Below are 12,699 nucleotides of genomic sequence, written 5' to 3'. Positions count from 1 at the left end.
CAGTTAGCATTAAATAGATTAATCTAATGAAAATTATTAGCAATGAAATAAAATAATCTTATTGGGAGGCTTTAAAATGGATTATAATGATTATAAAAAAGAGTTAATAAATTATAGACAGATAACGAATTTTAATTTATTAAAGAGTTGGAATCCAAAAGATGAATTGTACAAAAAAGTCAATAAGAATGGAAATTATGCAGATTTTAAAGGTGATACAATAATTTTCTTTTTAAAAGAAAATGAGAAAAGGTTTATTAAAGAAATCCAAAAAAAACTTTATGAAAACTTGGGAAAAATTCTAGCAAAAGCTTTGAATAAAGAATTTTTTCATATAACTTTGCATGACTTATGCAATTTGAATATTACAAATAATGTCGAAAGGTGTATTAGAAGCAATAAATCTATGATTAAAGGAATTTTTCAGGAGATCAAAGGTTTTTCTCCAATAAAATTGGATTCAATTGGTTTATATAACGGAGGATCTGCAATAGGAGTAATGTTTGTACCAAACTCAAAAGAAGATTTTATAAAAATTTTTGAATTAAGAAGAAAATTTGATAAATTAATACCACAAAATAGTTTATATATTCCACATGTTACGTTAGGCTATTATTTACCAAAAGAATATTCAAAAAAAGATAGAAAAGAAATATTTGATTATATCCAAAATACTAAAATTAATTTCTCGATTGAATTAACTTATGAGCTTCTTAAATATACCATATTTCGTAATATGAATAGTTATATCCCGGTTTATCCTATCTGAATTAACTATGTGTTTTCTAGCTTCTCAAACAATTTACATAACAAATTACCTGTTGTATTCAAAAATAAGATGGTTATAATGTTGAAATATATAATATAGCATATAAACCAAAATATAAAACCCTTAAATTAGATAAAGTGGTTATAAAGGATTTTATTGAGGTGGCAAAGATATATTTGTGACTTTTTCTCGATTAATGCAATATAATCATTCTTATATTGTATTATAAAAAAATGGTCCTAAAAATTTCTTGAAAATATTAACCAATGTATCAAAAACCCTTTGTTCAAGCCATTTTTTGACGTTAATTTTTAAATTCGATTCTAAGGCCTTTTCAATATATCCTATATATAATTTACCATCTGTATCTTTGAAAGTGATCTTATTTTTGAAAATAAACGGTGATTCGTGAAACTAATCATTTCAAACAAAAATACTTTTAATATCAACTTACAAAAATTTAAGCTTTATTCTTTATTTGAGATACTACTAATTTTTTAATGGTATTATATCTACTTTTTAGATAGAACAATTTTTCAATCCAAAGGTTGAACTAATGAACTTGTTAAATGCTAATAAAATCCTCGAAATCGCCGTACAATTGATAGTTTCTATAGAATTTTGTTCTTTAATTACTGCAATAAAAAATGGTGTGCACGTCTACACACCATTTCTTTATAAGTTAAGGTAGATTTATAATTCCAACAATTACCTTTTTTACTCTGTTAACCATCTATACATCAATCTGGCGTATATTCTTACAAATTTTTTGAAAGAATCAAGAGACCAATTTTCATTTGATTGATGCATATTAGTATTTTCTCCAGGAAAAGTCGCGCCAAACGCTACACCATACGGTACTGATCTTGCATACGTTCCCCCTCCAATTGCTATTGGTTCGCTCTCATCTTTTGTCACATTTTTATACACATCTAATAACAATTTGACAAGCCTACTATCTTTTGGAATGTATAAAGGATTACTATGCCTTTTTCTTTCAACGATAAAGCCTTTCAATGTTTCATTTAGCTGTCTTGTGATCATATCTACATTAAAAAATATTGGATATCTAATATTTATAAATGCCTTTAATAAATTATCTTGAAATTTTAAAATTCCAAGATTGCATGTTAATTTTCCGCTTACTTTATCTTCGCCATAGATATCTAATCCATTTCCATTTACGTCTTTTCCAAGTTTTTCATATAGAGTTTCAATGATTTGATTAACAGGGCCAAAGTCAATCTTCGTAAATAACTCCAACATACATGTTGCTGCATTTATTCCAAGCTCTGGCGTAGAACCATGGGCTGATTTTCCAATAAATTTGATTTCGATTTTGTTCTCGTTTATTTTGTATTCAAATCCACATTTACTTTTATGATTTTGCAATACATATTCTATTTCCTTTACCTTTTCAGTTTCAATTACAGCTTTACAAATTTCTGGAACTACATTAACGGCGGTTCCTGCTTCAAGTTTTAATAATTTTGTATGATAATCTGTATTTAAAGAAATTGAAAGTTCATATGTTACATTTCCTTTTTCTGCAAATATAAGTGGAAAGGCACCATCTGGAGTAACTGCAGCATCTGGATATGGTTCTTTTTGAAAATAATATTTTAAACATTTTGAACCATTTTCTTCATTAGTCCCAAAAATTATCCTTATTGTATTTTTAGGTCTTTCAACAATTTCAGATACTATTTTTAATGCATATAAAGCACCTATACTTGGCCCTTTATCATCTGAAACACCTCTTCCATACATTTTTCCATCTTTTATCGTCAATTCATACGGATCAGATTCCCATTTTTTTATATCCCCTTCTGGTACAACATCCAAATGACACAATACTCCATATAATTTTCCTGTACTTCCATATGTCACATGACCAACATAATTATCTACATTCAGAGTTTCAAAACCAAGTTCTTTACAAATTTTGAGTGTTTCAGAAAGCGCTCTAGCTGGACCTTTCCCAAATGGCATGTTATCTTTTTTTGTTTCCATAACTGATTTTATTTTTATTATTTTCTTTAATGAATCAAGAATTTTATCAAAATACTTGTCAACTAATTCATCAATTTTCCTTTCAATTCCAATATTCATTTTAAACGCCTCCTTAATAAATAATAATTTAAACAGCTAAAATACTTCTTTATCCGTTTTATTTCATTAAACAATATCTTTTAAAATCTTTATGAATAACAAAAATAAAACAATAATAATAACTGGTCTGATAATACGCTCTCCCTTCTTAATTGCCAACCCTGAGCCCAACCAATTACCCAAAATTCCAAAAAACGCTGCTGGTAAACCTATGGAATAAACAACTTTGTGTTCTAAAATAAATGCAAATAATGCACTAATATTAGATGCAAGATTAACAATTTTAGAAGTTCCAGAAGCTTCAACTGGTTCAAAAAACAAAAAATTAACATATAATATGATGAGAAAAGTACCAGTACCCGGACCAAAGAATCCATCATACATACCAACCAAAAAACCTATCAAACTTGAGATTAATACTCTTTTAATTTTTGAAAGACTCACTCCTTGCCTAAGTCTTTTAGCTTTAGTTCGAAAAAGCATCAAAAAAGCAGCCATTACTATTAAAATGGAAATAACAATTTTTAATTTATTTTCAGAAACTAGCAAAGCTAAGTTGGCACCAATGAACGATCCAGCAAACGTAAAAATAACAGAAAAAAGCGCAACTTCAAAAACTATAAATTTACCCTTTGCATACCTCAATGTACTAAAAGTTGTTCCAATACTCGAAGATAATTTATTTGTTGCAAGGGCATTATGACTAGGTAATCCTAAAAACAAATAAGCAGGGAGTGATATTAGACCGCCACCTCCAGCAATTGAATCCACAAAACCTGCTAAAAAAAGCAATGAAAACAACGTTATCAACTCGTTAATCGTAAATTCCAAATAAATCATCCCCCTTTTCGAAAGTTTTTCAAAGAAAACAGAACAAAATCAATAACATACTAAAAAAGATTATACCACTAATATCAAATGTTCACATAACAACACTCCAAAATATTTGATATAATGTATGTAAGAATAAATAAAGAGGTGATTATATGCCAAAGTTTCAATCTGGAGAATGGGTTTTAATTACAGGAGGTTCTTCTGGACTAGGTGAAGAATTTGCTTATCAACTTGCAAATAAAGGAGTAAATCTAATCTTAATTGGAAGAGATTCTGAAAGATTAAAAAAAGTTTCAGAAAAAACAAGAAAAATAAACAAAAAAATTGACTCACTTACTTTTTCATTTGATCTAAGCAAGGACCTACATAAACTTATAGAAAAATTACAAAATTTCAATGTAACGCACTTGATTAATAATGCTGGATTTGGTTGGTATGGTAATTTTACAAATGCAAATCAAGAAATATACGAAAAAATGATATTAGTTAACATCTCAACACTCACTTATCTTTCCCGTTATTACGCTGAAAAATTTTCAAAAAGAAAAAATGGCGGAATAATCAATGTTGCATCCGTAGCTGCTTTCTTTCCAATACCACATTTCGCAGTATATGGGGCTACAAAAGCGTACGTATACAACTTTAGTTTATCACTTTGGGCAGAAATGAGAAAAAATAATGTGCATGTAATGTGCCTTGCTCCAGGAAAAACAAAAACAAGATTTTTTGAAAGAGCCAACATGAAAAATCAAAAAAAATTAATGAGCACTAAATTCGTTGTTAAAGGTGCAATTAATGCATATGAAAAAAATAAACCTCTTTATATACCAGGAACTTCTAATAAATTATTATATTCACTTGTAAGAGGAATAGTATCTGATAAATTTTTAGCAAAGATATTAGAAAAGCTTTTTTGATTAACTTTTTGTAAATTCTAAATATCTGTCAATGAATGATGTTATATCAGAAATACTGAAATTTCTGGCAAATCTGGTTAGCTCTTGTTCATTGTCTGTTATTAACACAGTAGGAACAGTTAGAACAAGATGTTGACCAGCAAATTCAGGATTTTTAATCACATCAATTATTTCAAAGTTAAGTTTATATTCTTTTGCAATTTTTTCTACTTTAGGCAAGATTGCACTACAAACAGAACATTTATCATTTTTAAAATAATATATTTTCATATTATACCTCCTTAGTCGGTTTTTTAACTACCGTTATTTTATCATTTCTTGTTAATTATTCAATTAACTTTCAGTAAAAATTTGTCGTGGTGGAACATAAAGTGTTGGTATACACTTTTGAAAATATTCGTAACTTTGAGTGTAATTAAAAATAGAAAAAATTGTTTTTTATTTTTTTTGGATGATATATAACAGTGTTGAACAAATAAAAAGGATAATATAGCTATTGGATTAAGATAGGAAAGGTTAGAATTTCAAAAATTAATTTCTTGTAGTAGCTGTGTACTTTCTTGATCAATTTTTATGTGTTTTTTTCAAATTTTTTAGTCACACATAACTTTTCATATGGATTGTACATTTTATATTTAAATGTGTATTTTGTTTTAATTATATTAATTTTTAGGTGTATGATATATTTATTGTTGAACAAATATAAATGAGTATTTTTTGTATTTTTTATATGCAATATAATGTACCTTATATTGCATATAAAAAATCAGTGATAAATCATAAATTTAAACAGCGGATATAAAATAAACTGGATAGGTTGGAAAGATTAGAAGGATTGTCATCTTTAAGATTTTATTTAATCTGAAAGAAATTTCAGCCTATAGTATCCTAAAAAATTTGGATTAAGTTTTATAGGTCTCCATGCTATATCTGTTAGCATGAGATTTTCATAAGATACATATCTTAGCTGACCATCAGGACCTGTATGGTATACATAACCTTTGCCTGTATATATCATTACATGAAAAGGATATTCTGGATCTTGAGGATGAAGAAAAAACACTAAATCACCAGGTTTTGCGTGGAATCTATCATATGAAATAAAATCTGTATTATATGTTATAAGATTATACGCATTAACGTATGAAACTAATTTATCACCATTTGAAAAAATATTTATACCATATGGCGTGTTGGGATAGTTATATTTTTTTACATCTTCAAATATTGGACCTCCATAACCCGTCTTACTAAACCATGACTTATCATGTTTTTTTAAGGCTTCTTTTAAACAATAAAAAATAAAGCCAGAGCAGTCTTTTGTTTTAAATGTTGGATGCTCCTTCACTATGTTATCAAGTGCAATGGCTACAAACCATGTCCTAAAATTAATTGAATCTTGTGCATTCAACATCAGATCTTTTGGATAATTAATGCCAGTGATTGAGGATAAAACTGGGTAAGTCACCATTAAAATCTGAAAGAAAATAATCAACTTCTTTTTTGTCATATTCTCCCATCCACCAGTAAATTAGTCCTTCTTGATATTTTTCATTCAAACCATATAAAATCCAGTGTAGTAATTCATGTAGTAAAACTCTATCATAAACACCTTTTTTCTTTAAAATATTTATTGGTTGTAGAATTATGATAAAATCTTTATAAACGCCTCCTACATGATAGGGTTTATTTGTTAATTGGTAAAATTCTTCCAAATTGTTTGTTTGATATACAATCACGGGGGTTGCAGGAATAGTTAGACTTGCATTGTTGAGAAATTTTAATAAATTATTCCAAACGTAATTTGAAAGTTCAAAATTTTCAATATTCACAGGTATTATTTCACTTTTCAGTGTTAAAGGAAACAACAGAACTAATAGCAAAAGTATCTTCGTAATACATGTTATACACATATGTTGGCTTCTTATAGAACTTCCCGTCAAATCTTACCCTCCAATAGTATACTAATTCACCAGGTCTTAGCCTTCTAATAAAGAAAACTATTTTATCCTTTTTAATATCTATATAGCTATACCAAATTCTTCTTTTATCTTTATACCAGTTATAAAAATATTTCGAATTATAATACGGAGTCTTTTCAACATAGTCTTTTATTACTTGTGCACAAGACGGGAGATATTCTTCAACGATCAAATATTCGCCATTTCCTTCAATATCAATTTCAGTTTTTAAAACGTCATTTTTATGTATAGAAAAGTCTTTATTTTCTTTGAATGTTATTTCATATATACCTTTTTTATAATATTCCTCATTTCCTATGAATTTGAATGGTCCTTCAATGATAAGTGTATTGTTTTCAAAATATATTGGTGTTCCATCTTTTATTATCTCTACAATTTCATCTGGGATTTTGGAATGTTGAGTAGTAGTAGCTGAGTTTTTAATACTAACGGGAACAAATTTTGTGTTTAGTGGAAGAAAAGTATCAACGTATTCGTCTTCAAATAGAGCTTCATATCTTTTAAATAAATTTGTTTTCAAGTTTATACCATTACTTATATTCTGATCCGACAATATCTTTTTTGTTTTAACTTCAATAATGCCTTTTCCACTTACAATTTTAGAATCTTCAGTTTCTTTGATCTGTAATGTGCTTTTAAAATCGCTAAGAACGTTACTTTCTAATATTGCTAATATAGAAACTGCTGTATCTTTCGTAGAATACCAAGACGGTCCTTTTTTTGAGTTTAAAAGGTAGTTAACCATCTTTTTTATCAAATCAGGATATTTATTATTTGTTACTAATGTTCTAATAGATTGAGCCGTTAGATAAATTGTAGAATAGAATTTTTCACCTTTTACGTATGCAAAATCTTTATCTTTTATAGCAATTTCTTTGATTTTTTCAGGATTTGTGAACACAAAATCTATGATACTTTCTGGTTCAAATTCTACATTTTCTCCATATAGTTTTAGAACAAACGCAGAATAACCATTTATTGGTTGACTTTTAAGATATTTGATTGCTTCATCTATAACGCTTTGTGGGATATAATATCCATTCTTTTTTGCATAATAAAATCCTTCTAATACGTAAGAGGTCATAAAAATGTCACTTTTATCCCAAGACCACCAACCCCATCCGCCATCTAAATGTTGAAATTTCAAAAGTCTATGTAAACCTTTCAAAATTATATTATCTAAATTGGAATATTCTATTAAACCCTTGGCAATTATAGCAGGATAGAATGAACTCATTGTCTGCTCCACACATCCATATGGAAAATGTATTAGTGCTTTAATAGAAGGCTCAATTAATTCCTTCAAATTTCTGATTATCTTTATATTATCTGTTTTTTTAAATGTTGTTTCTTTGTTAATAACATATATATAACTTAAGTTTTTTACAAAATCTATTGACTTTACAGGAATATCTAATTTAACGCCATCATATTCGTTGTTCATTTCAGCTTCTGCTATTAGTTCAATAAGTTCTGTTTTTGTGGCGTTTAAAGCAAATGGAATTTTCAAATCTTTTTCTATTAACAACTCTTTGTCGTTAAATATTATCTTCCCATTTGCTGTAAGGTTTATATTTACTATTCCACTTTTTCCCGTGTAATTTTTTATATACAAAATTCCATTTACCCTATCTCCAACAGTTAAAAATTCAGGCAAAAATGCTTTGACTTCAAATGGTTTATTTGTAACAATATTGGTATATCCTTGTGCTACATAACTTTTAGAAATTTCATAAACGGTTATTCTCCATTTTGTAATATTATCTGGTAACTTGAATGAAAAAGTAGTATTTAAAAGATATGGATTCCAGTACGCAGTTTCTGAAAAATAATCTCTAATGTTTCTCTCTTCGGATTCTTTAGTGGTAGTGAAAACATGACTAATTAAGTTCTTTTCTAATTTGGATATTGAATCAAAATATATGTATTTTGAAGAAAGATATGTTGTAAAAAGCGGAAAATCTAATTTTGGATACAAATAATCGGTTAATGAGAATTGTTTAGATAGAAGATATAGTCCTTCATCTGCTACAGCAACTATTTTTAAAGAATTTTCTCTTGAATCTTTAATTTCTACATTTATTAATTCACCAGGTTTGTATATGTTTTTATTTGTTTTTATGTTTAAAGTTTTTACTCTATCATATTTTATTTCTACTTTTGTATGATCTAAGTATTTTAAACCCCGAAATTCAAAAAAAAGATCATTTTCAAATAAATTTTCGGGTATTTTGAATTTGAAGTTTTTACTTTTGTCAACTAAAAATATTTTCCAAATTTTATTATCAGAACCAATAACAAGAATTCCAACGTCATCTTTTGGCTTAACCTCGATATTTACATATTCACCTAATTTAGCTATATTCTTATCTAAGCTTACTATTCCTTGTTTGCTCATGTTATATCTTCTATATATTGTTTTTACCTCTTTTCCAAATAAAACATCTAAAGACCAGACATTTTCTGGAAGCGTAATAGTGGCTTTTCCATTGTATACTTCCACGTAAAGTTTTTTATTGTTAATTATGAGAATAGCTATACCATTTAAAGGGTTTCCTTTTAAATCGGTAATGAAAAGTTTTAAAGTATTATTTTCGATAGAACTTTTAATTTCAACGTTATCTGATTTGACATTAACATAAGTAACTTTTTCTGTTTGGTAACCACTATCATCGGTAATTAATGCTTGTATTTTATATGTTCCACTATTTTTTAACAATACATTGTATATTGCTTTTCCATTTTCATTGGTAGTTAAAGACATCTTATTTATTAATCTGGAATAGTTTTCAAAGCTATAAAATATTATCTGAGCATTTTTTACAGGATCACCATTTAAATATTTGACCTTAATTTCAACCGTCAGGGTATCACCGGCAACCAATTGTGTAGCGGATGGTATTAACTCGACGGTATATGTAGGTTTCTTATAATCTTGGATTATGAAGTTATACTCTGAAATAACATCTTCAGTTTTGAGGTTAGAAATTATAAGTGTATAATTTCCAGTAATTATTTCCTCAGAGGTTCTATAATCAAAGGAGAATCCTCCCAAATCGTCTGATGTGAAATTTTCTTTATAAATGATGTTGTTAAATGGATCTTCTAAAGAAACCAATGCATCTTTTGGATATGGAATGTATTTGCTGCCTTCCTTTTTAAAAATGTTAACTCTGAAATGTATCAAATCTCCTGGTTTGTAAATAGGTTTGTCTGTTATTACCAATGCTTTATATAATGGGTAATACGTATTTTTGTTAGCATAATTACTAATAAGAACTACATTATTATCAACGAAAAAGAATTTTGATTTGTATCTTTCTATAGCATTATATTCAAAAATAGGTCCATTTAAAGTTTTCTTTTCAAAATTACTATAGTAATATACCTTGTCTAAAAACTTTTTGTTTTTCAAATCAAATATAGAAAAGTACAATGTGTCTTTATCAGAAGCGACAAAAGCTTCCAAATTTGTTAAATAAAAAAGTTTTCTGTATAATTCTTTTGAAGACAAACCATTAACTACAACATGATATACTCCGGGATCTCCAGGTAGTTCCAATGAATAAAGCTTTCGATAAGTTCCACTTTCTTCTAACCTGAGTGTGTAGTCAAGTATTGTTGAAAAGGTATTAGAAAATGCAAAATTGTTTAGAATGTTGTTATTTATTTTGCTATAAAAGACAAAGACTTCTATATTTTCCTCATTATATGTTGAAAAATATACTTTTTTGTTAGGATAAGTTGCTACATTACTTGTCAAAAAATATACTCTTGAAAATGAAAGAATACCTAACAGTAACATCAATATTAGAATCGCTCTTTTCAAAGTTTCACCCCCCGATTTGGAAACATGTTTTAATTTTACTAAATTGTTTTTGATACAAATTTGCTAATAAATTACATATATGTAAATTAAGTCGTTGAAGAATCTTATCTTCTTACCAATTTTCTAATCTTACTAACACTCTCTAACACTATCTAATCAAGATCCTTCGTTGCTTCGTTCCTCAGGATGACAATATTGGAGAGGTTAGATAGATTAGCGAGTGTTGGTGGATGATGGATTTAAAACTGTCTTATTAAAGTAATTTCTAAATTTATTCGACGTAATGTCTAAATCTTATGAATTTGAAGTTTGCTTTTCAATTCTTCTAAGGTATACTTTTGTGATTTTTCAATTTGTCCAAAAGTGTAGATAAATGGTATTATTCCTTTGTTTTCACACATTTGTCTAATTTTATCTGAAAAATCTTTGGCTATAAGCACTCCCACTACACATTCTTTCCCAACTTCTCTAATATAATTTTCTATTTGTTCAATATCTTTGGACTTTGCATTTCCGGTTTTGATTTCTAAAACAATTTTCCTGGAATAACCTACAGGTACACGATCTTTAATAAAAATATCAACATAACCTTCTGATAAAGCTTTTTCACCAAGAACTTCGAACTCTTCGGTATTAAAAGCACTTAACTTTGCAGAAGATAAGAAAGTTTGAAGGTTTTTATTTATAGATAAATATTGTTTTATCAAAGACTGAAGAATAAATTCCTGAAAATAAAAAGTCTCAGGTACTAATTGAACATTTCTGTCCCATACAATTGAAGGAGTAAATGTTTCATAATTACAAGTTATTAAATGTTCAGTTTGTTTATTATAAATTTCTCCCATTTGAGAAACAGATTGTAACATAGTCTGATCGGCTTGAAAATAGGTTTTTCTATAACCACCTCTCAAAAGGAGATTTTCTGCAACGTAAGAAAACTCTGGTTTTACCATAGATTCAACAAATTGACGTAACGGTTTTAAATAAAGCCTAAAGGGGAAATAATAGGTTTTTCCAGACATTTTAAATGTTACAGGAGGCCATGGTGGAATTTTCTCTGCATTTTTTATAGCTTATTTTTTCTCTACTTTGTAAAGATTAAACACTCGAGCACCATATAAAAATGAAACGTAATCTCCTTTTTGAATATCAATAAATGTCCACAATCCATTTATACTATTCGTAAAACCAGCTAATGCATATTTAATACACAAATTTAAATTTGTCTTATTTGAAAATGCTATTAAGAAATATGCCACAGTAAAAGCCTCTCTTTAACTTTTACTATTTTCCTAACTAATCTAATGAAATGTTCCTACTTATACCTGCACCACAATTTTATCATAATGTGCTTATGTAATAGTAATGTGCGATTAATGAAGATGCTATGAAAACCAATATAGATGTCTACCAAAAAGATGATATAAGCATGGTAATAATAAAAGGGAAAGAATAATTTGTCATTTTAATATTGCTATTCCAAACAGATAAATCTGCTCAAATCTTATACCGCTATTTTGAGCGTAAGTAAAAGAATAAGCTATCCAGATATAAATGTGCGGGCAAAAGAAATGTCATCCTGAGAAATGTAACAACGAACTGGATCCCTCCATCCCGAGCAAATCCGAGTGATCTTACTTTTTTCTTTCTGTCATTCTGAACAAAGTGAAGAATCTTATCTTTCCCAAACATAGTATCTGTTCTTTAGTTCAAAATCAAAGTTCAAACCGTGATCTTTCAGAAAATCAAACTCCTTTTGAATCACCCTCGTACTCATCAAGGTAAAATTCATCGTTTAACACACCTTCCCGTTTAGCTGTGCCTAATATAATGTCCATATTTCTTAAAGCAAGAAGCTTCTTTTCGTCCGAATTTATGCTAACGAATTTATCTACTTTATTAAACTTTCTTGGTGGTTTATCATTTCTACCACCAAATCCAACAGCCAAATCATTGGTATCTGGATTCCAAAGCAAATAAACATACGTTTCCTTATCGCGTGGTACACTCAACACAATATCTTTAGCGTCTCTAAAAAGTTTTCCTGTCCAAACTATTTTCATAACATTACCTCCTTTTTCTGTTACGTAAGTAACACTAAATAATATTTTATTATCGCATCTTTGTACTATGCCACTATCATTCATCGCTTTTCTTTAGTTTATTGGTTTAATGTTCTTGTTTCCATTCCTCATAGGTAGATTCTAAACCCAATCTTGCTAATTTTTCCAACCTATCCAACCTAAATTGTTTCTC

11 protein-coding genes are annotated in these 12,699 nt (G+C 28.2%); 2 read left to right on the top strand and 9 right to left on the bottom strand.

Features of this window, described 5'->3' with window-relative positions; translation table 11 throughout:
* Positions 1–76 precede the first annotated feature (76 nt).
* On the top strand, positions 77–769 hold the full coding sequence (locus AS157_RS09050; RefSeq protein WP_077290030.1) for a hypothetical protein: 693 nt from the start codon (positions 77–79) through the stop codon (positions 767–769).
* Positions 770–1,486: 717 nt separating this feature from the next.
* Here the strand turns inward: AS157_RS09050 and pepV are convergent.
* Both pepV and AS157_RS09040 read right to left on the bottom strand, forming a co-directional pair.
* Positions 1,487–2,881, bottom strand: coding sequence for a dipeptidase PepV (pepV, locus tag AS157_RS09045; protein ID WP_077290029.1), 1,395 nt, complete (start codon positions 2,879–2,881; stop codon positions 1,487–1,489).
* A gap of 66 nt (positions 2,882–2,947) precedes the next feature.
* Entirely contained in the window at positions 2,948–3,721 is a 774-nt protein-coding gene (locus AS157_RS09040; RefSeq protein WP_077198811.1) for a sulfite exporter TauE/SafE family protein, read from the bottom strand.
* A gap of 146 nt (positions 3,722–3,867) precedes the next feature.
* Here AS157_RS09040 and AS157_RS09035 point away from each other — a divergent pair, with 146 nt between their 5' ends.
* Positions 3,868–4,632: an SDR family NAD(P)-dependent oxidoreductase gene (locus tag AS157_RS09035; RefSeq protein WP_077198810.1), complete on the top strand. Its 765-nt coding sequence runs from the start codon at positions 3,868–3,870 to the stop codon at positions 4,630–4,632.
* On the opposite strand, the gene AS157_RS09030 is transcribed toward AS157_RS09035, so the two are convergent.
* From AS157_RS09030 to AS157_RS09000, 7 genes are all read right to left on the bottom strand, one after another.
* Positions 4,633–4,902 carry a thioredoxin family protein gene (locus tag AS157_RS09030; protein ID WP_077198809.1) on the bottom strand — a complete coding sequence of 90 codons (270 nt, stop codon included), beginning with the start codon at positions 4,900–4,902 and terminating at the stop codon, positions 4,633–4,635.
* 586 nt (positions 4,903–5,488) lie between these two features.
* Positions 5,489–6,142 carry a DUF1175 domain-containing protein gene (locus tag AS157_RS09025; RefSeq protein ID WP_077290028.1) on the bottom strand — a complete coding sequence of 218 codons (654 nt, stop codon included), beginning with the start codon at positions 6,140–6,142 and terminating at the stop codon, positions 5,489–5,491.
* Positions 6,063–6,515 carry a hypothetical protein gene (locus AS157_RS09020; RefSeq protein WP_231450410.1) on the bottom strand — a complete coding sequence of 151 codons (453 nt, stop codon included), beginning with the start codon at positions 6,513–6,515 and terminating at the stop codon, positions 6,063–6,065. Before AS157_RS09020 ends, AS157_RS09025 begins: the two co-directional genes overlap by 80 nt.
* The gene (locus AS157_RS09015) at positions 6,475–10,443 is read right to left on the bottom strand and encodes an MG2 domain-containing protein (RefSeq protein ID WP_077290027.1); all 3,969 of its coding nucleotides are present in this window, start codon (positions 10,441–10,443) and stop codon (positions 6,475–6,477) included. Before AS157_RS09015 ends, AS157_RS09020 begins: the two co-directional genes overlap by 41 nt.
* A 287-nt stretch (positions 10,444–10,730) precedes the next feature.
* Positions 10,731–11,396, bottom strand: coding sequence for a PDDEXK family nuclease (locus tag AS157_RS09010; protein ID WP_077290041.1), 666 nt, complete (start codon positions 11,394–11,396; stop codon positions 10,731–10,733).
* Positions 11,397–11,516: 120 nt separating this feature from the next.
* A complete protein-coding gene (locus tag AS157_RS09005; protein ID WP_077290026.1) occupies positions 11,517–11,702 on the bottom strand; it encodes a hypothetical protein in 186 nt (61 codons plus the stop codon).
* A gap of 486 nt (positions 11,703–12,188) precedes the next feature.
* A complete protein-coding gene (locus tag AS157_RS09000; RefSeq protein WP_214495054.1) occupies positions 12,189–12,506 on the bottom strand; it encodes a hypothetical protein in 318 nt (105 codons plus the stop codon).
* Positions 12,507–12,699: the final 193 nt, after the last annotated feature.

This window comes from Thermosipho sp. 1244, assembly GCF_018588215.1.
GTDB classification, from domain to species: Bacteria; Thermotogota; Thermotogae; order Thermotogales; family Fervidobacteriaceae; genus Thermosipho; species Thermosipho affectus.
This window is presented reverse-complemented; position numbering and strand designations above follow the sequence as displayed.